The following is a 21,460-nucleotide window of genomic DNA, read 5'->3' as shown; positions in this document are numbered from 1 at the left end:
CTCCGGCTCCGGCTCCGGCTCCGGCTCCGGCTCCGGCTCCGGCTCCGGCTCCGGCTCCGGCTCCGGCTCCGGCTCCGGCTCCGGCTCCGGCTCCGGCGAGAAGCGATCACGGCGATCCGGCCCGGTCAAGATGCTGTTCGGCTACGAGGCCACCCTCGCCATCCTCGCGCCCACCGTGCTGCACGGCCCCGGCCTGCCCCGGGGCACCCGCCCGCCGGCCGTTTTCCTGGGCATGTCCACCGACCTCCCCGGCGCCGACCCGGGCGGCGGCGCGGTGCGGGCCCTGACCGACGCGGTCCTGCGCCGCGGCTACCCGCCCGGCCCGCTGGCGGTGGACCGGGCGTTCAACAACAGCGTGGCCGACACCTTCCAACTCCCCGTCCGCGCCCTGGGCTTCACCCCCTTCTACGACTACCCGCGCCACGCACTGGGCGTCCAGGAACCCGGCCCCGGCGGCGCCACCCTGCTCGAGGGCTCCTGGGCCTGCCCGCACACCCCCGCCGAGCTGAAGAACGCCACTCCCACCCTCCACCAGGACATCGACGCCGCCGGCCAACGCGACGCCGGCACCGCCCAGACGACCCGCCAGGCCGCCCGCGAGCAGTGGGTGGAGCGGATCGAGCAGCGCCAGATGTTCCTGCTCGCTCCCAAGGGCGCCGCCGATGCCGACGGCCACCGCCGCTGGTGCTGCCCCGCCGAGGCCGGCACCCTGCGCTGCCCGATCAAGCCCAAGAGCCTGGTGCACCATCGGGCCGGAGCACCACTACTGGACCCCGAACCCACCCCCGGCGGCGTGCTCACCCTGTGCGCGCAGGGCTCGATCACCATCGGCCCCGAGGCCGGAGCGAAGCACTGGCAGCCGGTCCCGTTCGGCACCCCCACCTGGCAGGACGCCTACCACCTGGGACGTTCCAGCGTGGAGGGCGGCAACGGGCATGCCAAGGACGGAGCGTTCGAAAACATCCAGGACGCCCGCGGCCGCCGCATCCGCGGCCACGCCGCCCAAACGCTGCTGCTGGCCTTCCAACTCGCCCACGCCAACACCCGGAAGATCGACAACTGGCTGGCGGCGCTACCCCGGCCCGGCCGCGCACCGACCCGCCGCCCACCCCGCAGAAAGACCCGCCCGCTCGGCCACTGGACCCCGCGCGGCTACCTGCGGCCCGACCCTGAACCCGACGTGAGGCCGCAACCACCCTGACACACCATCACCACCCGGCGCAGACCTTCACAGCACGATCCCACGGGCACCGCCGACCCGCCGCGGCGCCCTCCGGCATGCCCGCACGAGCCCCTCCCGCACGCGCAAGACCGCCACACCACCGGGCGGGCCCCCGCTGACCAGGCAAATTCCCACACACACGGCAACTTTCCGCCAGAACCGATACCGGCCCGCCCTCAGCGAGGCCCCGACCGGCACGCCCACCCCTAATACGTCGGCACGGCCACCCCGATTACATCGGCACCCCACTACTGGGTCAAGCGGCGAAGGAGGGTCAAACCCCCGCTGGACAGCTACAACTTGCGCCTGCTCGCCAAGCAGGACGGCCGCTGTCCGCTCTGCGGGGAACACCTCCTCACCGCCGATCAGCCGCCGCAGTCACCCCAGGAATGGGAGCGATGGTGGTTGAACGTCGTCAAGAGGGCGATAGCCGCCGACTATCTCACCCATCACGGACGGCCTGACACGCCGGGCGGGAGCCGAACACGCCTCGTGCACGCCTCCTGCCATCGCGGCCTCCGGGCCCGAAACCGCAGGAGACCAGCAGTAGTTGCACTCTCGTGACGCCCTCGGGGCTTGCTTGAGCCGTGGTGCGGGGAAACCTGCTCGCCCGGTTCTGAGGGGGGAGTGCCGCAGCAATGCGGCACTCCTACCCGACACGAGGGGAAGGTCCTCGCGCACGTCGGCATCGAGAAGGTCTACTCCTTCCATATGACACTGTCGTACTCCCGTGATCCGTTCTGCTGCTTCACCACCAGCCAGGGCCTCGGGTCGTTCTTCGCCTGCCACCGCCGGGCGTTCGAGCATTTCGGCGGTGTCCCGGCGGCGATCGTCTACGACCGGACCAAGACCGTGGTCCGCCGTCATGTCGCACCGGGCAAGGCCGTGCCGCTGCACCCGGAGGCGGTCGCCTTCGCCGGGCACTACGACTTCGACATCGACGTGCTGGCCGCCTACCGGCCCACCGGGAAGGGCCGGGTCGAACGGCAGGTGGCGATCGTGCGTGATCATGTCCTGGCCGGTCGGGCCTTCTCATCGCTTCAGGAGATGGACGCCGCGTTCACCGCCTGGGTGCCCCTGCGCAGAGCACGCACCCACGCCACCCACGGCGAGGTCATCGGGGTGCGGGCCGCCCGCGACCACGCCGCTCTGCGGCCCGTGCCTCCCACTGACTACCTGGTCACCCGACGCCATCTGCGGCACGTCGGAAAGGACTGCCTGGTCGCCTTCGAAGGAAACCTGTACTCCGTGCCCGCCCGCCAGGTCCGCCACCGGCAACTGGTCGAGATCCGCGCCGGATCCGACATGGTCTTCCTGCACTCCACCGCCCCCGAAACGGCCGGCCAGAGCCTGCTGGCCGCCCACCCCCGTGCCCTCGGCCGAGGACAGCGCATCGTCGACGAGGCTCACTGGGAGGGCCTGCCCGACGGCCACACCCGCGCGGTGACCACCAGCCTGGAGACCGAGGCGGACGGCAGCAACGTCATCCCGCTCCGCCGCCCGGCCCCCGCCGCCTCCGGTCCGCTGCAGGCCCTGCTCACCCGCTCCGCCGCCGCACAGGTCGAGGTCGAACGCCGGCCCCTGTCCGTCTACGACCAACTCGCCGGCACCCGCCCCATCACCCCCACGATCAAGGATCACCGTTGAACGAGCTGGTCACCACACGCATCCGCACCACCGCCACCCGGCTCGGCCTCACCCACCTGCCCAGCCAGCTCGATGTCTTCGCCCGCCGGGCCGAGGAGGGGAAACTGGGCTACCTCGACTTCCTCGACCTCGTCCTGGAAGAAGAGGCCGCCATGCGCGACGAGCGACGTTTCCGCAGTTCACTTCGCCTGTCCAAGCTCCCGCACCACAAGACGCTGGATGAGTACGACTTCTCGTTCCAGCCCGAACTCGACCCGCGCAAGATCAAGGACCTGGCCACGCTCTCCTTCATCGAGGCCAAAGGCAACGCCGCCCTGCTGGGACCGCCCGGAGTAGGCAAGACGCACATCGCCGTCGCCCTCGCGGTCGCCGCCTGCCGGGCCGGGTTCTCCGTCTACTTCACCACCCTCGACGACATGGTCCGCAAGCTGAAGAGCGCAGACGCCATCGGCCGGCTCACCGGGACCCTTCGCACCTACCTCCGGCCGAACGTCCTCGTCGTCGATGAGGTCGGCTACCAGCCCCTCGAACGCGCCGAGGCGAACCTGGTCTTCCAGGTCGTCTCCAAGCGCTACGAGAAGGGATCCATCATCCTCACCTCCAACAAGAGCTTCGGAGAATGGGGACAGGTGTTCGGTGACGAGGTGCTGGCCACCGCCATCCTCGACCGCCTCCTCCATCACTGCGACGCCATCTCCATCAACGGCCCCAGCTACCGACTGAAGAACCGTCTCGCCGCACTCGAAGAAGCCTCCAGCGTCGCCTGACGGTCAGCCAGGTGGACACATGAGTCTGTACCTACCTGGCCACATGACCCTGAACCTCGACACCAACCGCCAACGCCGCGGCAGCAAGGGCGGCTGGCTTCGACAAGACGATCTACAAGCGCAGGAACGAAGTCGAGCGAACGATCAACGCGCTGAAGAGCTCCCGGGCCGTGGCCACGAGATTCGACAAGCGCGCCTACGTCTTCCACGGCACCGTCACCGTGGCTTCGATCCGCCTTTGGCTCAAGCCGTGATCACTTGGCCTTCGTGACAAGATCTGGCCGTGACGACGTTGTTCCTGACGGTCGGCCTGCCAGGGGCCGGAAAGACCACGAGAGCGCGGCAGCTGGCCAAGGAACACAGCGCGCTGCGGCTGACGCCGGATGAGTGGATGATTCCGCTGTTCGGCGATCCGCAGCCGGAAGGGAAGCGCGATGTGCTGGAAGGACGGCTGCTCTGGCTTGGTCTGGAGACGCTGAAGCTGGGAACGAACGTGGTCCTGGATTTCGGATGCTGGTCTCGTGACGAGAGGTCCGCGATCCGCTGGTTGGTGATGTCTGTGGGCGCGTCCTGTCACCTTGTGTACGTGCCGGTGGACCATGAGACCCAACGTGCTCAGATCACCCATCGCCAGTCGACCACCCCTGATCAGACCTTCGCGATGAGCGAGACGGACCTCGTGCACTGGAGGACGCTGTTCGAGGAGCCCGACGCCACGGAACTCGATGGACATGAGGTTGGAGGTCCGCCTCCTGGGTGGCCAGGATGGCTGGAGTGGGCCGCCGATCGGTGGCCATCGCTCGCGTGACTGTCCGGCCAACCTTGGTGCCGCCCAGTGACGCAGCCGTGCCAGGAACGCCGAGCCCGGAAAGATCCGCCGGACAGCACACCAGGGCGCGGCGCTGACAGCCGTCGGGTGTGGGGGGCGCCGGGCCGGAGCGTCAGCATGAAAGGGCCAGGCGGCGGGCAGCGGTCCGGGACTGCTCGGGTGCCGAGCACACCAAGTAGCGGATTTTGCTCGGGTCTTGTCCCATGACCTCGGCGGCAGCGGTGCTGCTGTAGTCGGGCAGGCAGTGCAGCACCAAGGCGTCCTGCTGCAGGGCGGGGCAGTCACTCAGCGGGGGCGGGATTGGGCGCTGGGTTCAGATGTGGGCGCACAGCAGCGTCACCGGGCTCTACGCACTCTGGGCGTCGCAGGCGGCCAGCCGTTGGCGCCGTCTGGGGCGAGCCGCCCGGTTCACAGCATCGATCCGCCAGTGGCGTCGATTCGCTGCCCAGTGATCCAGCGAGAGGCATCGGATGCGAGGAACGCCACAATGTCCCCGACGTCACCAGGTCGCCCGATCCGGTCGAACACGGACAGGGCTGCCAACTGGGCATACCCCTGAGGCGTGTCCCGCAGTGCGGCGTTCATGTCCGTCGCCACAAAACCCGGCGCCACCGCGTTCACGGTGATTCCCCTGGGTCCCAACTCCTTTGCCAGCGCCAGGGTAAGGGTGTCCACCGCCCCCTTGGTCATCGAATAGATGACAGACCGGGGGTAGGCGATCCTGGTCACCGCCGAGGAGATGTTGATGATGCGCCCGCCACCGCCCATCCTCTCCAGCCCCAGCTGCACAAGAAACAGAAGTGCCTTGGTATTGACAGCAAAGAGCCGGTCGAACAGCTCCGGGGTCACCTCGCTGATACGCGCGGACCCGCTGGCACCTGCATTGTTCACCAGAATGTCGAGTTGCGTCCCCTCACCGAGCCGCCCCATTTCAGCATCAAATCGGGCATACAGGCGCTCCGCGTCACCGGGGACCCCCAGCTCCGCCTCCAGAGGAAAGGCGCGTCCTCCCTCTTTCCTGACCAACTCGACGGTCTCCATGGCAGCATCCTGGTTTCTGCCGTAGTGGACCGCGACGAGCGCACCATCCTGGGCCAGACGCCGCGCGATCCCCCTACCGATACCGCGGCTCGCACCGGTCACCAACGCGGTCTTTCCCTTAAGCGCGCCCACCCCTGAGCCTTCCTGATCGATGTCATCGAAGCAGTACCGGACTCCGGCACCCAGTCCACCAGCAGCGTGGCGGTCTGAATTATCGCTCTCCGGCAGGGCCGCAGCCCAGCTACTGGACAGTGATCGCCCCAGTGCGGCAGCGGACACGTCCAGACGACGCGAAGGCAGCTCACTGACGCCCTTGCCCCAGTCGCCCACGCAGTCGCACCCGGTGCCCGGGCCCATCAAAGGATCCCAAGAGGGCTCGGCCTTCCGCCGGGCAGACTGCACCACCAGCCACCGGAGCCCCTGCAGACAGAGGCGGCCTCAAACAACTGGCGCCCTGCCCCGGTACCCCCGGACTCCTTTCCCGGAAGTTTGCCGGTTTCGTTGGAATCCGCAGTACGGCAGCGCTGCTGCGGCTGTCACCATGAACAGCTTGCGGCAGCCGAATCCCTACCCTGACGTGACGGAAGAGTCCGCCCGCTCACCCGCCCGGCAGGCCACGTGGCCTCTGGCCTGCCCGCCTGCGCACTAAGGTTCGACTTTACGCATAAGCAGCAGACCCAGAGGGAGAGCACTCGGCGATGACTGAGCGGCAGATGCAGATCGGCGAAGTGGCCGAGCGGACGGGCTTGTCACTGCGCACGATGCGACACTACGAGGAAGTCGGCCTCGTCACCCCCTCCGCTCGCAGCAAGGGCGGCTTTCGCCTGTACACAGAGGCCGATGTGGCACGCCTCATGGTCATCCGTCGTATGAAGCCTCTGGATTTTTCGCTGGAAGAGATGCGGGACCTCCTGGAGATCACCGACCGGCTCTCCTCTACGGAAGACCCGCCCGGCGGGGCCGAGAAGGAACGGCTCCGCCAGCGGCTGATCGCCTATCAGAAAGTGGCTGACGCGCGCTGCGAGACGCTGCGTGCCCGTTTGGCGATGGCTCAGGATTTCGCTGCCACTCTGCGCAGCAAGCTGCGCGCCGAAGCCTGACCTCCCAGGACAAGGACCGGCCCGAACGAGACGGGCACGCCCCCTCCACCAACCACTGGTGGCGTGAGGCATCCGCTTCCGCGAACCGAGCCAACCGGCTCACCCACCTGGAAGCTGAACCTCCGTCAGCCGGCCTTTTCCTCGGGCGCCGCGATCCGCCCCGGCCCGCACCGGCCGGGCGGATCGCCGGTTACAGCAAAGAGTCTCCGCAACTCGCCTCTCACGCACGCCCACGAGTCCGCCGTCGCCACACAGCACAACCGCAGCGGCTCACCGCTTCCAGCGCAGCTTCGATGCAGAGTGTCAAATCTCTGCGAACTCGCCGAGCAAGACTTAATTGAACGTTCACAGCGAGCTACCTTGGCGATATGCGCACCCCCCACTGGACGGCAGAAGTGCTCACCATCGGTGAACTAGCAGAGCGTAGCGGGGTTTCCACCTCAGCACTGCGATTCTATGAGCGGAATGGCCTCATTTACAGTCGCCGCACATCGGGAAACCAGAGACGCTACCCGCGCGACATGCTGCGACGCGTCGCTTTCATTCGCGCAACGCAGAGTTTGGGAATACCTCTGGAAGCCATCCACAGTGCTCTCTCGATCCTCCCTAACGACCGCAAGCCCAACAGTGAGGACTGGGCCCGGGTTTCGGCGCACTGGAAGAAGGACCTTGATGCCCGGATAAATCACCTGCAACAGTTACGCGATGAACTCAGTAACTGTATCGGTTGCGGATGTCTCTCCCTTGACCGCTGCGCCTCGTCCAACCCTAAGGATGTGCACGGCCAACAGGGACAGGGCGCCATCCTGCTGGGCAAGGAGGAGGAATGAACGACACTCGAGGGACGCACGTCCTGAGGCGATGACCGGTAACGAGGAATAGCATCAACTGTCGCCCCCGAATGCATCAAGTTCCAGGGACTGGATCCTGAGTCATTCGGGGCTGCGGATCACGGTTGAGCCTGGATCCACGGGTTTGCGATCGAGCGCACGTCCGGATATGAAACGGGAGAAGCCCTTTGACCTGCGATGATGGGACTTCCCTAGCGTCTCGTGATCCTGATTGCGTTACTTCGAGTTGTTATTGACGAGTTTCTTCACGCTGGTCTGGACGAGCCGGACCTCGGTCTCCAGCTTGGTTCCTTCCTCTGCAAGGTCGCCAAGGACTGGCTCAACGACCCAGCGACGTAGGCCGGGCACGAGCAGCGAGTCCAGATCAACGTCACTGGCGGGCTGTGAGGAAACGACCACGGTGTCGAGACGGACTGGGCGACTGCCCACGTACTCGATGGTGACCTGGGTCTTTCCGTCTGGGCGCAGGTAGGGCACAACCCCGTCCTTGCGTACCTGTGGGCGGTGCACCAGATGGATCGGCAATGGCATCAGCTCGGGCGTTCCTCACAGGCATAGCCCGAACATGAGTCCCTGATCTCCCGCGCCGCCCGTGTCCACGCCCTGGGCGATGTTCGGCAATTGCGCGCCGATGGAGACCGAGACGCCGCACGATGCCCCGTCGTAGCCCTTGGAGGAGGAGTCGTAACCGATCTCCAGAATCTTCGCGCGGACCAGCCCGGGAACATCGATGTATGCACGCGTTGTCACCTCGCCCGCCACATGGACTTGCCCGGTGGTGATCAGCGTTTCCACGGCGACCCGTGAAGCCGGGTCCTGCGCCAACAGTGCGTCAAGCACGGTGTCGCTGATCTGGTCGGCGGTCTTGTCGGGATGGCCCTCGGTCACGGACTGGAGGTGAACAGGCAGCGTGACATGGTGACTCCTGATCGTCATAGCGGTGAATGGCCTTGCGCAGGCTCGCGGTTGGGCAAGGGGGCCGTGTTCGTCCCGCTGTCCGTCGCCCCTCTGACGCAACGCCCGGCCGGGGGAGGCGGCCGCATCTGCCGTTGCCGGCAGGCGATGCCGCCGCCTCCTACAAGCCTGCGAGCTCCGCCGTGTCACCGTTCATGACGAGAAGAGAACACTCATGGCGTGCTGGTCTGCGCGGGATCCTGCTGCGGCGCTACTGCTACGGGGCTGTCCTCGGAGTGGGCGGGTTGGCGGTGCAGCAGCGTGATCACAACGGCCGCCGCGACCATGACGATGCCTGCGCTGATCACGGCGGTGGTCTGGAGGGCGGTGGTGAACGCATCGCGTGCAGCGTCGGCGAGCTGGTCCCCGGCGGCACCGGTTACGTCACGGCTTCCGCTCACCGCCGCACCGATGCTCTCGCTGGCCGCGTCGACGGAGTGGGCGGGGATGCTGTCCTGCGCGTTATCGTCGAGCGAGGTGCGGTACACGGCCGTGCCGATGCTGCCCAGCACGGCAACGCCGAGGGACATGCCGAACTCGGCGCTGGTCTCCTGCATGGCCGAGGCCGCGCCGGCTCGCTCGGGGGGCGCATTGCCGACGATGAGGTCAGTGCCCAGAACCTGTACCGGGTGGAGGCCTACGTAGAGGATCACGGAGCCGACGACGAGGATCGCGAGCCCGGCGGATGTGTTGACCAGGGTCATCGCCAGGAAGCCGGCGATGGCGCAGCCCATGCCCACACCTGCGACCCACGTCGGCTGGTACTTGCGCAGGATCGCAGGTACCAGCAGGGACGAGAGGATCGAAGCAGCGGTCGCGGGCAACATCAGCAGGCCCGCTTCAAAGGGGGACAGTCCCTTGACGCTCTGCAGGAACTGGAAGCAGAACAAGAGCGTGCCGGAGGTGGCTCCGGTGACGAGCGTCAGCATGGTGAGCGACGCGGTGAAGCCACGGTTGGAGAAGAGACTGAGATCCAGGAGTGGGGAGGCCAGCTGCCGCTGTCGCCGTACGAAGGCAAACCCGACGGCGATACCCGCCAGGAGCACGATCACAGGAACTGAGGAGAAGCCGTCCTTGGCAATTTCTTTCAAGCCGTAGACGACGGGCAGAACAGCGAGCAAGGACAGCAGCACGCTGATCAGGTCCAGTTGGCCCGCGTCCTTGTCACGGAACTCGGGAAGAACCAGCGGTCCCAGAACAAGCAGCAGCGCCATCACTGGTACGCCGATCAGGAAAACGGACCCCCACCAGAAGTTCTCCACCAGGGCGCCGCCCATGATCGGGCCGACCAGGCTTCCGACCAGAAAGCTGTTCATCCAGACGGTAATGGCAATGGTGCGCTGTCCCTTGTCGAGGAACATGTTGCGGATCAGCGACAGGGTGGAAGGCATCAACGTCGCCCCGGCAATACCCAGGACGGCACGGGCCACGATCAGCATCTCAGCGCTCTTGGAGTATGCGGCAAGCACTGAAGCCGCTCCGAAGGCAGCTGCTCCGAAGAGCAGCAGTCGACGTCGGCCGATACGGTCGCCGAGTCCTCCCATAATGAGCAGGAAGCCCGCGATCAGAAACCCGTAGACATCCACGATCCAGAGCAGCTGGGAACTGTTGGGTCGCAAGTCCGCGCTCATGGACGGGAGCGCGAGGTGGAGCACGTTCAGGTCGAGTGCGAGGAGCAGACACGACAGGGATAACACCCCCAGTCCGGCCCACTCCCTGCGTCCTGCCTTCGCTGTGACTTCCGCAGTCATGTACTGAATCTCTTCCTCGAGCCGGAGTGGTCACAACTGTGCTCCGGCCGACGGCTGCGAAGCTCCACGAGGGTGAGAGAAGGGGAGGAAGCGTTCACCAGTGACGGCCGCAGCATGCAACCCGGGCCATTGTCCTGGCCGAACAGGAACCGCCTCAAGGCCCGTTCTTCAAGGGCTCTGTCAAGTCCTACAAGATTCCGTTAAGGAATGAGGGATTCCGCATCTGTTCCGCCCTCTGGCTGGGCGCCGTCGGCGCCCAGCCCGACGGCCGTGAGTAGTGCTTGTCGGCTCTGCCGGTCTTGGCTGGTCGGGGCACGTTGGAGGGACGAGGCGTGAGTAGGCCCAACCGCTCCGGGTTGCGTTGTCGGTGTTCGTGGCGGACGTGTTCGCCGCACTGACGCGCCGGGATCGGCGTCGGTGAGGTGGCCGCTGTCCCTGGAGTCCGGTGAATGAACGGGCGGCGGAAGGCGATCCAGCAGCTGCCCCCGCCGCTGCCCCTGCTGCGGTGCCGGACCGGGCCTGCACCGCCCGCGGCTGCGCGACCGAGGGGCTCGGCGCGCCCGGCCTGTCCCTGCCCACGAGGCCGCAGAAGACAGGCACCAACCGGCTGAAGCGTTGCTAGAGCCTGGCCGCACCGGAGTTGAGGCAGGCCAGCAGGGAGCGCGCCTGTACGTTGAGGTAATGGCTGTGTCGGGCCAGGGAGTTGAGCTGGCCCACGGTGACCCAGCAGTACCCGGGGGGCGGGTCCAGCGGTGCCTGCGTCGCCTCGACGAACAGGTACTGGCTTTCTGCGTTGAGGAAGCGTCCCCCCTCCTCGGAGTGCACTGCCGCGTATCGGATGCGCTCAGGCGGGGCGTTCAGCACCGCGTCGAGGAACGGTGGCCGGTCTGCGACAGGCAGGGATGACCAGCTGCCGGGGATGCACTGGACCGTGGGGCCGATCTCCACGGAGTCCAGGAAGCCTGCTTCGACCCGGGCGTGTGCCAGCAGGTGCGGCGTTCCGGCGATCGTGCGGGTCACGAAGGCGATAATTCCGGTGCCCGTCGGCTCGAACAGTGGCTGGGACCAGCCCGTGACCTCACGGTTGCTGGCCTCGACCGAGACGGCCACCACCTGGAAGTAGCGCTGGTCCGTGCGGCTGATCGAGAACTCGCCGTGCTTCCAGTCGCCGAGTTCGTTCAGCGGTATGCGCCTCACGTCCACGTCGTGACGTGAGCGCTCGGTGGTGAACCATGAGTGGACTTCGGCGTCGGAGTGCAGGGCCCCGGGCTCGGTGTAGTCGACAGGGAAGCATGCCAGGACGGTGCGGGCGTCCATGTTGATCACGTTGTCCTGGCGCAGCAGGGCGCCGATCTGGCCCAGGGTCAGCCAGCGGAAGTCTTCGTCCTCGGGGACGTCGCCGGTTGTCTCCACGAGCATGTTGCGGTTGGTTTTGCGATAGAACCAGGATCCGTGTTCGGACTGCAGCACGTCGGCCAGGACCCGGCCCCGCCGCGGCTGGGTGAAGTATTCGAGGTACTTCACATCCGCGCCTCGGTGCACCTTGGTGTAGTTGCTGCGGGTTGCCTGCACGGTGGGAGAGAGCTGGAGCAGGTTGGGGTTGCCCGGTTCCATCTTGGCCTGCATCAGCAGGTGCAGGACTCCGTTGAACTCCTTGGCCAAGATTCCGAGGATGCCGACTTCGGGCTGATTGATGATGGGTTGTTGCCATTGGCGTATGGGGCCGCCGCTGGTCAGGACGTGCAGACCTTCGACCGTGAAGAAGCGGCGACTGCGGTGGCGGAGGTTTCCTGTCTGCCGGTCGAACGACCAGCCGTCCACGTCCAGTTCGGTGAAGGGGATGCGGTTCACCCGGAACCGGTGTGCTTGCCTTCGGGCGTCCAACCAGGCGCGCAGGTCAGCCGTGGTTGTGCCGGAGTGCGGTGTGCTCTGCGCGGCCGAGGTGGCAAGCCGGCCGGCCAGCGCCGGGTCGGCGCGCGGTGACAGTTCGACCGTTGTCATCTTCCGCTCCCTTTGCAGTTCCTTCGCCGTGGTGTCGGGCCCCTTCGTGGGCGCGCGCCGGGGAGAAGCCCGTGACATGGCGTCGCCCCTTGCCGGTGCAGGCAAGAGGCAACGTGCTCTTCGCGGGTGGGCTCAGTTGGCCGGGTCCTCGTTCTGGTAGAGGGCCTGCCAGTAGTGGCTCCAGGGCTTCGACCACGTGTCGGCAATGCACTGCCACCGGTCGCCGGGCCGGTAGGCGGCGGTGAACTTGCGCGTCTGGGCTTCGACGGCGTAGTTGTCGTGAATGTCGACGACGTCGGTGAGGAGCCCGGGGCTCAGCGCGAGAGCCACGGCGTCATCACCCCGTGCATGACCGTCCAGGCTCTTGTCCATGTACTTGCCGACCGGGTTGTTGACGTAGAAGTACTGGCACTGCCCGTCGATGAGCGCGAGATAGGCCTTCACCGTCTCCACGTCCATCTCGGCGAGCGAGTCGATGTTGATGCACAGGTCGAAGCTCTTGGTCCCGGCCACTTGGTCGATGTCGTCCACCGCTACGAACCGGACTTTCTCGAACTGGTCCTCGTCCAGCACCGTGCGTAGGTAGCTCCTGGACAGTTCCAGTGTCTTGGCCAGGTCGAGGATCCAGTACTCGGCGACATCGTGGTTCGACACCACGGCGTGGCAGGTACGCCCGTAACCGGCTCCGATCTCCAGGATGCTGACGCCGTCCAGGCGGAGGCTGTCCGAGATGAACTCCAGTTCTGCCACGGCTCGCAGGTAGTCCAGGTCCACGGACTCCCCGTTGTACCGAACGGAGACCGGGTTTCCCACGTCCCGGTTTCGGATCTTGCGGAGCCTCGCCCAGTTGTCCGGCGTGACCTGGGATGCCAGGTTGTAGATCAGCGTCTTGAGGTACCGCCCCCCGTTTGTTTCCACATCGAAGAGAGCAATCCGGTAATTGACCTCGCTGGTCTTGAAGTTGGTGAGATCTGCGACCGTCTCCTCATTGATCTGAGACTCACCGATGTGCGTCCACAGGGCATTTGCTCCGTGCGTCTTGCTCATCTTCTTTACCTCATTCACGAGTGCGGGCATTACTGACTTCAGGAGCGAGTCCCGGAAACTTCATAGATCACTCTCTTCGCCGGTTCCATCGCGGTCAAGACCGCCCGAGAAGGAGCGTTAAAACTCTCTGCAAAGGAACTGTTAAGCCCTCCGCAGAAACCGTCGATCAGTTCTTCCGGCCGTACTTGAGAGGCTTCCACCAGGCCGGATTGTTCCGGTACCAGTCGATGGTCTCGGAGATCCCTTCATCAAAGGGAACCTCGGGGGCATATCCCAGCTCATGACGGATTTTTGAGCCGTCGAGCGAGTACCGGTAATCGTGTCCCTTGCGGTCTTGGACGCGACGGATAGCGGACCGGTCCGCATCGAGCAGTTCGAGCAGCTTTTCGGTGAGCGTCAGATTGTCCTGTTCGTGCCCGCCGCCGATGTTGTAAACCTCACCGGCCCGGCCGTCGGTGAGAACCATTTGCACGGCTCTGCAGTGGTCGTCGACGTGGATCCATTCCCGGATGTTGCTGCCATCGCCGTACAACGGGACTTGTTCACCTTCCAAGAGGTTGGTGACGAACAGCGGGATCAGCTTTTCGGGGTGCTGGTTGGGCCCGTAGTTGTTGGAACATCGCGTGATCGAGAGGTCGAGTCCGTGGGAGCGCCAGTACGAGCAGGCGACCAGATCGGACCCGGCTTTGGTGGCGGCGTATGGGGAGTTGGGCTGAAGTGGCCAGGTCTCCGTCCAGGACCCCTCGTCGATCGAGCCGTACACCTCGTCCGTGGAGACGTGGACGACCCGCTCGATCCCGGTCTCCAGGCAGGCGTCCAGTACGGTCTGGGTGCCGCCCACGTTCGTCCGTACGAATTCGGCGGCGGACTCCAGGGACCGGTCGACGTGGGATTCGGCAGCGAAGTGCAGGACGGCGTCGTGGCCGGGGAAGACCTCGAGCAGGAACGGCAGGTCGCAGATGTCGCCTTGCACGAACTCCAGCTGCGGGTGTTCTGCGGGGAGGTTGCTCCTGTTGCCGGCATAGCTGAGTTTGTCCAGCACGGTCACCCGGGTCTTCTCGTAGCCCGGGTAGCCTCCCGCCAGCAGGGTGCGGACGTAGGTCGAACCGATGAATCCTGCCCCGCCGGTGACCAGGAACCTCATGCGGCCACCTCTATTCGGGTGTGGTCGCCTACCACCAGCCGGTGGCGGTCTGATCCGCGGTTCGCGACGCCGACCACGGCGTTGCGGCCGATGAGGGAGGCCCGCAGGCCCGGGCCCCCGCAGATCGATGCGCCGTCGAGCACGATCGAGTCGGACAGGCTCGTGTCGCGTATCCGGCAGTTGCTGCCGATGGAGGTGCCCGGCCCGATGCGGCTGTCCTCGATCACGGTGCCGGCACCGATGATGGCAGGCCCTTCGATATGGGAGCGCACGATCCGGGCGCCGGCTTCAACGACGATCTGGCCTGCCAGTCTGCTGGCGGTGTCGACCTCTCCGTCTGTGCTGGGTTCCAGCCAGCTCAGGAGCTGGCGGTTGCACTCCAGGACGTCCTCGCTCTGGCCTGCGTCCTTCCAATAGCCGCTGTAGGAGCTGGCGGTGACGTTGGCTCCATGGGTGACCAGCCACTGGATGGCGTCGGTGATTTCCAGTTCGCCCCGGGCGCTGGGAGTGATCGCGTTCACGGCCTGATGGATGGCTGCAGTGAAGAAGTACACGCCGATCAGCGCGAGGTCGCTGCGCGGCTGCTGCGGCTTCTCCACTACCCGCTCCACCCGGCCGTTCGCATCCAGTTCGGCCACTCCAAAGGCACGGGGATCGGCCACTTTGTGGACGACGACCTGGGCTGCGGGGCGCCGGGCGGAGAAGTCCTTGCCGATGCCAGCGATACCCTCCGCGAGCACGTTGTCCCCGAGGTACATCACGAAGTCGTCCTCTTGCAGGAAGGGCTGTGCTATCTGGACGCAATGCGCCAGCCCTCTGGGCGCGTCCTGCCGGATGTAGACGATGCGCAGTCCCAGGCGTGTGCCGTCACCGATCGCCTCGATGATCTGAGGAGCCAAGTCGCCCACGACGACGCCTACGTCGGTCACGCCCAGGTCCCGAATGTTTCCCAGTACGTGTTCCAGCACCGGTTTGTTGGCGATGGGGATGAGCTGTTTGGGCATGGAGTAGGTGAAGGGGCGCAGGCGAGTGCCTGATCCCCCCGACAGCACAAGGGCCTTCACGGCAGAGTCCTCTCACAATGGTGGTGCAGAAGTTCTTCAGCCGATGGAATGTCCGCCCGGGCGCCACAGGGCCTGCCGCTTCTGTTCGAGGTGTGCGGGGCTGTGGCGCACGACCACACGTGGGGAGGCTCGAGCCGGTTTACGAACCCGCAAGAGCGGTCACGGTTCGGCGCAGGGCTTCGTCCAGCGGGACCTGGGGGCGCCAGCCGGTGATGTTCCTGAAGCCGGAGGAGTCGATCACGACGCTGCGGAAGTCGCTGACCTCAGCATGCTCGGGCGGCTGGACGCTCACTACGGGGACTGGCGGCTTGCCTGAGCTCATGGATGCCAGCCCGGCAATCTTGTTGAACACCTCACCGAGCGGCTCGCCGCGTCCGGTTCCCAGGAGCCAGGCCCGGCCGGCCAGGGATTCCGCGTGGTCGATGGCGGCCGCGAACGCGCGTGCCGCATCGTCGACATAGAGCAGGTCCCGCTGGACTGTTCCGTCGTGCCACATGGTGAGGGCGTCGCCGGAGAGGGCTTTGCGGGCCATCAGCGACACCACTCCCTTGTCCGCGGCGGTGGACTGCGGTCCGTGTCCGAACACCGTCGGCAGCCGCAGCGAGGCGGCGCGCAGAATGCCCTGCCCGTTGGCGGCCAGCAGTAGTTTCTCTGCGGCCAGCTTCTGGCGGTCGTACTCTCCCTTGGGCCGGTCAGGTTCGGTGCCGTCCAGCGTGGTCTTGTCCACGGGCCCGACCTGCGAGGCGGCCCCCGCGAAGAGCACCGTTGCCGGTGGCCCGGACTCGCTGCGGGTTTGCAGGGCTTCTATCAGGTCGCTGACCAGGCCTACGTTGACCCGTTCGGCGGCCGAGTCACCGTCTGCAACGCGCCATGTCGATGCCCCGGCGATGTAGGCGATCGTGTGAATGATGATGTCGGCGCCGGCCACCGCCGCGGCCATCTCTCCCGGTTCGGTGAGGTCGGCGGTGTGCACGTCTGTGTCGGCGCGCGCGTCGGCGGGGACGGTGGCCGGCCCGCGGGCGACGGCCCTGATGCGCAGCGGGTGGCGGGCCAGCTCTCGCAGGACTGCTGATCCGACGAAGCCCGTTGCTCCAAGGACGGTGACGAGCGGGGGCGTTACGGCCACAGCTGCGCCTCCACTGCCTGGCAGGCGGTGTACTGCGGGAGCAGGCCCTGGGCTTGGGCCTGGGCGAGCGTGGGGGCGGCCAGATCGCGGTCGGACTGTATCGGTCCGCCGTCGGGCAGAGGGAGGCCCAGCTCCGGATCCAGGACGGATACTGCGCGCTCATTGGCCGCCACGTATTCCTGGGACAGCACATAGGTCACTATCGTGTCGTCTTCCAGTGCGGCGAAAGCGTGGCCGACCCCCACGGGGATGTACACCGCACGGCAGTTGTCCTCGTCGAGTTCTGTCGTGGCCCAGCGGCCGAAGGTCGGCGAGCCGATCCGGAGGTCGACGAGGTAGTCCTGCACGCGTCCTTGGGGGCAGTAGACGTACTTCGCCATGCCGGGCGGGGTGGCCGTGTAGTGGATGCCTCTGATGACTCCGCGGCGGGACTTGTTCTGGCTGACTTGCCGGACTGGGAAGAGAGGTTTTCCCAGCGCCTCTTGGAACGCCGCTTCTTGATAGGTAGAGGCAAAGAGCCCGCGGTCATCCCGGAATACCGGCGGAGTGAATTCGAACGAGCCCTCGATGTCCAAACTGTGTGCCTTCATCGCACCTCGCTAATCCGTTGTCTTCACACCGACGAACAGGCCGTTTCCGTCATATTCACCTGAGATATACTCCACTGTGCATCCGGCCTGTTCGAAGGCCGCTTCATACCGACTACGGCTGATGAGGGACATCACGTGTGTGTCGGCGAAGTGTCGTATTCCTGTGCCTGGTTCAGCGACGACGTAGTGCACCTCCATTCGGCTGGCTGCGCCCAGGCGTACGGAATGGGAGACACGTGAGATCGTCCGGCCGTCCACCGTGACGACGTCACCGCCGACGTAGTCGTCGATGAAATTCTCCGGGAACCACCACGGCTCGATCACGATGACGCCGCCTGGTGTGAGGTGCCGGGCGAAGCAGCGCAGTGCCGTGTCCAGTTCATCGGCGCTGCCCAGGTTTCCCACAGCGCTGAACATGGAGGTGATGACGTCGAAGGTGCGGTCCAGCCGGAAGCTGCGCATGTCTCCCTGGTGCAGGGGGACATGCGGGAGGTTCTGGCGGGCCAGGGTCAGCATGCCGTCGGTGAGGTCTATCCCCTCCACATGAGGGAACTCCTCGGCGAAGTGCTGCAGATGTGAGCCGGTGCCGCAGCCGACGTCCAGGAGGGTGCGCGCTGTCGCGTTGTGCTTCCTGACATGCTTGGTGACGACGGCGGATTCGGCGCGGTAGTCCTTCCCCCGCCCGTGGTAGATGGCCTGATAGACGTCGCCCAGGTCATAGATGTTGACGAGTTCTCGCGTGTTCATGCGGTTCCTCTCGCAGCGTTGCACCGCAGCGGGCGTTCGTTCAGAGCGTGGCCAGTACGTCGCGCAGGGCGCCGATGACCTTGTCCTGGATGTCCTCGGGGAGCGAGGGGTACATCGGCAGTGAGAAGATCTCGCCGGCCAGCTTCTCGGTCACCGGGAGAGAGCCCTTGGGGTAGCCGAGGTGCTCGAAGCCGCTCATGGTGTGGACCGGCCACGGATAGCTGATGTTCAGCCAGATGTCGTGGTTCTTGAGCGCCTCGATGATCGCGTCACGTTGTGGGTGGCGTACGACGTAGACGTAGTGGACGTGGTCGTTTCCTGCCGCCAGGGAAGGCAGGACGAGGCGTTCGGGCCCGGTGAGATCCCCGAGGCCGTCCGCGTAGCGGTCGGCCACGGCACGCCGTGCGGCGATGTAGCGGTCAAGGCGGCGCAGTTTGCGCCGCAGGATCTCGGCCTGGACTTCGTCCAGGCGGGCGTTGTGCCCTGGTGTGCGCACGACGTAGTAGACCTTGTCCATGCCGTAGTAGCGCAGCTGCCGCATGCTCTGGTCGACTTGGCTGTCCGAGGTGATGACGGCTCCCCCGTCGCCGTAGGCGCCAAGGACCTTGGTCGGGTAGAAGGAGAACGCCGCTGCGTCTCCCATCGTCCCGGCGAGGCTGCCGTGGTGGCGGGCCCCGTGTGCCTGGGCACAGTCCTCGAGGATCTTGAGTCCGTGCTGTGCGGCGAGGGTCTTGAGCGGGGCCATCTCCACACACTGTCCGTAGAGATGCACGGGCAGCAGTGCCTTGGTCCTGGGGGTGATGGCGGCGGCGACCTGGCTGGTGTCCATGAGGAAGTCGTCTTCCCGCACGTCGACGAAGACCGGTGTGGCTCCGGTCCCGTCGATGGCCACCACGGTCGGTGCGGCGGTGTTGGAGACGGTGATGACCTCGTCCCCGGCTCCGATCCCCAGGGCCTCGAGACCGAGCTTGAGCGCGTTGGTCCCGTTGTCGACGCCGGTGCAGTGGGAGACGCCGTGGTACGCGGCGAACTCGTCCTCGAATCCGGTGACACTGTTGCCGAGTACCAATTGCCCTGAGGAGAAGACCGAGGTGACGGCGTCGAGTATGTCCTCACGTTCCTTCTCGTACTCCGGCAGGTAGTCCCACACACGGGTCGTCACTGGCTTCCTCCTGGTCTTGAGGTCGGCATCGTCTTCGCGTGCAGGGCGGGGCCTGCCGCTCAGCTCTTTGTCGGTTCTGCAGGAGCGGCCGGTTCGCTCTCGGGCCGGCCTGTCTGTGCCCCGGTCGTGGGGGGCCGTGCTGCCGCCCGGACGCGCAGGCGCCGCCGCAGTGGGTCTTCGACCAGGACGAACGACAGCCAGGCGAGCGCGACGGAGGCGAGGAGCGCTGCGGGGAGCAGGGCCCAGAAGCCGCTGGCGCCCAGGGTCCCGATGTCGCTTCCGGTGATCTTCAGCGCTGCCAGCAGTACGAACAGGTGCCACAGGAAGACGCCGTAGGAGATGCGGCCGAGCCAGGCCATGACGGGCAGTCTCATGACTCGTTCGGGTCCGCTGCCCGGTGCCAGGACCAGAGGCGTGATCAGGCCGACCACGACGGCCAGGTCGTAGTACTGGCTCGACCAGGACAGCGTGCCGGGTTCCAGGTAGGAGCCGAGCCAGTGGGCGGCGAGTGCTGCTGCCCACCAGAGCCACGGCCAGCGCAGGAGAGCCCGCGTCACCGGGTGAGCGCCGTACCGGGCCGTGCGGACGGAGACGACCGCGAGGACCATGCCCACCGCGAAGTACCGGAGGTAGCCGAAAAGCCACCACCACTGCGTCTGCTCGAGCAGTGGGGTGCTCAGCACGTGGTCCCACCACACAAGCGTGCCGATCTCCAGGGCGGCGATGAGCCCGCATGCCACCGCCAGCCCGTGGCGCACGGTCAGCAGGCGGTGCAGCCCGAAGCCCAGCAAGGGAAGCAGTAGATAGAAGTGGACCTCGGTGGCCAGGCTCCACGTCTGGGTCAGGGTGCCCATGAGCTCGACGTCCTCATAGGGCATGTCGCCGACCACGATGATGTGCTGCAGCAGCACGATGCGCAGCAGTCGGCCGCCTTCGTGGAGCAGGTCCTGGTAGAAGACGGCGACCGAGGCCGCAACCAGTACCCAGTAACCCGGCACGATGCGCAGGAACCGGTGCCAGTAGTAGGCCTTTACGTTGGGGGGCGGGCGCCGGTCGAGTGCCGCGGACACCCAGGGCCGGTAGAGCAAGTAGCCCGAGATGGCGAAGAAGATGGGCACACCGACGGAGAAGCGGTCGATGAACGGAACGGCCATCCCCGTGACGCCAGCCAGGTGCACCAGGAGCACCAGGAGGGCTCCGACAGCGCGTAGGCCATCCATCGCCGGGACGTATCCGCGCTCCGCTGGATGGGAATCGGGCGGTGTCTGCGCATACGGCATCTGAGGGAGCCTTCCCGGGAGCGGAGGTCAGCGGAGGTCGTCGACAGTGCGGCCGTGGCGGTCCCTGAGGTCCCTCCACCGGTCTCCGTAGGCGCCGGCGGTGGCGTCGGGGTGTTGCATCAGGTCATGGGGGAAGCCCAGGGAGATCCGGCTGATCTCATTGAGGCGGCCGATCTGGGCGTCGTCGAGATGCACGTCGAGGCAGCCGAGGTTGTCCTGCAGTTGGTGCTCCTTGGTGGCGCCGAGGATGGGGATGACCTCGGTGGGGCGCTGGCGCAGCCAGGCCAGGGCCACCTGTGCAGGGGTCCATCCCCCTTCGTCGGCGATCTTCACCACCTCGCGGACGATCTCGTCGTGGTGGCTGTCCTCGCCGGCCCAGTTGTCGACGGTCAGGCGGCCTTGTTCGCCTTGCAGGTACTTGCCGCTCAGGCGCCCCTCGGCCAGCGGGCCCCAGGAGAAGGCACTGACGTCGCAGGTTCGCGCCATCGGGATCAGGTCGCGCTCTGCTGTGCGCTCCAGCAGGTTGTAGCGGAACTGCATGCCGGCGAAGGCGGACCAGCCGCGGAGCTCGGCGAGCATGTTGGCTCTGGATACCTCCCATGCGGGCCAGTTCGAAGCTCCCACATAGAGCACTTTGCCGGCACGTATCTGGTCGTCGAGAGCGCGCATCACCTCTTCGACAGGGGTGAAGGTGTCTCGGGCGTGCAGCCAGAGCAGGTCGATGTGGTCGGTGCGAAGCCTTCGCAGGCTCGTCTCCAGAGAGTTGACGAGGTTCTTTCGGTGGTTGCCGGCCGAGTTGGCGTCGCCAGGGCGCGTCATGCCGTTGTATTTGGTGGCGATGACGAACTCTTCTCGCCTGCCGGCCAGTTTCTCGCCCAGGTACTCTTCGGCTGCTCCGCCGCCGTAGACGTTGGCGGTGTCGAGGAAGTTCCCGCCGGCCGCGGCGTAGAGGTCGATCATGTTGAAGGCGGCGTCCTTGGTGGCTCCCCAGTCCCCCGCGCCGAACGTCCCGGCCCCGAAGCACAGTTCGGAGACCCGCAGTCCGGTGTTTCCGAGCAGGTGGTATTTCATACGATTCAACCCTTTCCGCGAGTTCAAGGGGATTCCGGTTCCGCCGCAAGGTTGTGTCCCTGTCGC

17 protein-coding genes and 3 pseudogenes are annotated in these 21,460 nt (G+C 66.2%); 7 read left to right on the top strand and 13 right to left on the bottom strand.

Translation table 11 applies throughout. The annotated features are described in order from the left end of the window. The 5 genes and pseudogenes from ACWD3C_RS34050 to ACWD3C_RS34030 all read left to right on the top strand — a co-directional run. A pseudogene (locus ACWD3C_RS34050) lies at nucleotides 1-1,201 on the top strand (hypothetical protein); the annotation flags it as partial. 648 nt (nucleotides 1,202-1,849) lie between these two features. Beyond that, entirely contained in the window at nucleotides 1,850-2,869 is a 1,020-nt protein-coding gene (locus tag ACWD3C_RS34045) for a Mu transposase domain-containing protein (RefSeq protein WP_451150029.1), read from the top strand. After that, nucleotides 2,866-3,636, top strand: coding sequence for an IS21-like element helper ATPase IstB (gene istB, locus ACWD3C_RS34040; RefSeq protein ID WP_451150028.1), 771 nt, complete (start codon nucleotides 2,866-2,868; stop codon nucleotides 3,634-3,636). Before ACWD3C_RS34045 ends, istB begins: the two co-directional genes overlap by 4 nt. Before the next feature lie 64 nt (nucleotides 3,637-3,700). Further along, nucleotides 3,701-3,890, top strand: a pseudogene (locus tag ACWD3C_RS34035) (IS5/IS1182 family transposase); the annotation flags it as partial. Nucleotides 3,891-3,919: 29 nt separating this feature from the next. Further along, nucleotides 3,920-4,444, top strand: coding sequence for an AAA family ATPase (locus ACWD3C_RS34030; protein WP_451150027.1), 525 nt, complete (start codon nucleotides 3,920-3,922; stop codon nucleotides 4,442-4,444). A 429-nt stretch (nucleotides 4,445-4,873) separates the two neighbouring features. Here ACWD3C_RS34030 and ACWD3C_RS34025 read toward each other — a convergent pair whose 3' ends face one another. Then, the gene (locus ACWD3C_RS34025; RefSeq protein WP_451150035.1) at nucleotides 4,874-5,638 is read right to left on the bottom strand and encodes an SDR family oxidoreductase; all 765 of its coding nucleotides are present in this window, start codon (nucleotides 5,636-5,638) and stop codon (nucleotides 4,874-4,876) included. A gap of 566 nt (nucleotides 5,639-6,204) precedes the next feature. On the opposite strand from ACWD3C_RS34025, the gene ACWD3C_RS34020 reads away from it, so the two are divergent. Next, complete coding sequence (locus tag ACWD3C_RS34020) at nucleotides 6,205-6,606, top strand: MerR family transcriptional regulator (RefSeq protein ID WP_451150026.1); 402 nt, start codon at nucleotides 6,205-6,207, stop codon at nucleotides 6,604-6,606. 368 nt (nucleotides 6,607-6,974) lie between these two features. After that, nucleotides 6,975-7,436, top strand: a complete 462-nt coding sequence (soxR, locus tag ACWD3C_RS34015) for a redox-sensitive transcriptional activator SoxR (RefSeq protein WP_451150025.1) — start codon at nucleotides 6,975-6,977, stop codon at nucleotides 7,434-7,436. Nucleotides 7,437-7,727: 291 nt separating this feature from the next. On the opposite strand, the pseudogene ACWD3C_RS34010 reads toward soxR, so the two are convergent. The 12 genes and pseudogenes from ACWD3C_RS34010 to ACWD3C_RS33955 all read right to left on the bottom strand — a co-directional run. Next, nucleotides 7,728-8,374 (bottom strand): annotated as a pseudogene (locus ACWD3C_RS34010) (S-adenosylmethionine synthetase N-terminal domain-containing protein); the annotation flags it as partial. A gap of 210 nt (nucleotides 8,375-8,584) precedes the next feature. Continuing rightward, nucleotides 8,585-10,162, bottom strand: a complete 1,578-nt coding sequence (locus ACWD3C_RS34005) for an MFS transporter (RefSeq protein ID WP_451150024.1) — start codon at nucleotides 10,160-10,162, stop codon at nucleotides 8,585-8,587. A gap of 618 nt (nucleotides 10,163-10,780) precedes the next feature. Continuing rightward, entirely contained in the window at nucleotides 10,781-12,163 is a 1,383-nt protein-coding gene (locus ACWD3C_RS34000) for an NDP-hexose 2,3-dehydratase family protein (RefSeq protein ID WP_451150023.1), read from the bottom strand. A gap of 132 nt (nucleotides 12,164-12,295) precedes the next feature. Further along, nucleotides 12,296-13,210: a putative sugar O-methyltransferase gene (locus tag ACWD3C_RS33995; RefSeq protein ID WP_451150022.1), complete on the bottom strand. Its 915-nt coding sequence runs from the start codon at nucleotides 13,208-13,210 to the stop codon at nucleotides 12,296-12,298. A gap of 166 nt (nucleotides 13,211-13,376) precedes the next feature. Beyond that, nucleotides 13,377-14,354 (bottom strand): dTDP-glucose 4,6-dehydratase, encoded by a 978-nt coding sequence (rfbB, locus tag ACWD3C_RS33990; RefSeq protein ID WP_451150021.1) that lies wholly within the window; start codon nucleotides 14,352-14,354, stop codon nucleotides 13,377-13,379. After that, nucleotides 14,351-15,418, bottom strand: coding sequence for a glucose-1-phosphate thymidylyltransferase (locus tag ACWD3C_RS33985; RefSeq protein ID WP_451150020.1), 1,068 nt, complete (start codon nucleotides 15,416-15,418; stop codon nucleotides 14,351-14,353). Before ACWD3C_RS33985 ends, rfbB begins: the two co-directional genes overlap by 4 nt. 139 nt (nucleotides 15,419-15,557) lie before the next feature. After that, nucleotides 15,558-16,544 carry an NAD-dependent epimerase/dehydratase family protein gene (locus tag ACWD3C_RS33980; protein WP_451150019.1) on the bottom strand — a complete coding sequence of 329 codons (987 nt, stop codon included), beginning with the start codon at nucleotides 16,542-16,544 and terminating at the stop codon, nucleotides 15,558-15,560. Then, nucleotides 16,535-17,134: a dTDP-4-dehydrorhamnose 3,5-epimerase family protein gene (locus ACWD3C_RS33975; RefSeq protein ID WP_451150018.1), complete on the bottom strand. Its 600-nt coding sequence runs from the start codon at nucleotides 17,132-17,134 to the stop codon at nucleotides 16,535-16,537. Before ACWD3C_RS33975 ends, ACWD3C_RS33980 begins: the two co-directional genes overlap by 10 nt. A gap of 9 nt (nucleotides 17,135-17,143) precedes the next feature. Next, nucleotides 17,144-17,881: a class I SAM-dependent methyltransferase gene (locus tag ACWD3C_RS33970; RefSeq protein ID WP_451150017.1), complete on the bottom strand. Its 738-nt coding sequence runs from the start codon at nucleotides 17,879-17,881 to the stop codon at nucleotides 17,144-17,146. Nucleotides 17,882-17,921: 40 nt separating this feature from the next. Beyond that, on the bottom strand, nucleotides 17,922-19,043 hold the full coding sequence (locus ACWD3C_RS33965) for a DegT/DnrJ/EryC1/StrS family aminotransferase (RefSeq protein WP_451150016.1): 1,122 nt from the start codon (nucleotides 19,041-19,043) through the stop codon (nucleotides 17,922-17,924). 59 nt (nucleotides 19,044-19,102) lie between these two features. Further along, entirely contained in the window at nucleotides 19,103-20,263 is a 1,161-nt protein-coding gene (locus ACWD3C_RS33960; RefSeq protein WP_451150015.1) for an acyltransferase family protein, read from the bottom strand. 87 nt (nucleotides 20,264-20,350) lie between these two features. After that, nucleotides 20,351-21,394 carry an aldo/keto reductase gene (locus ACWD3C_RS33955; RefSeq protein ID WP_451150014.1) on the bottom strand — a complete coding sequence of 348 codons (1,044 nt, stop codon included), beginning with the start codon at nucleotides 21,392-21,394 and terminating at the stop codon, nucleotides 20,351-20,353. Between the last annotated feature and the right edge of the window lie 66 nt (nucleotides 21,395-21,460).

This window comes from Streptomyces sp. NPDC002845 (genome assembly GCF_053591955.1).
The sequence above is the reverse complement of the archived record's forward strand: the minus strand, read 5'-3'. Positions and strand labels throughout refer to the sequence as shown.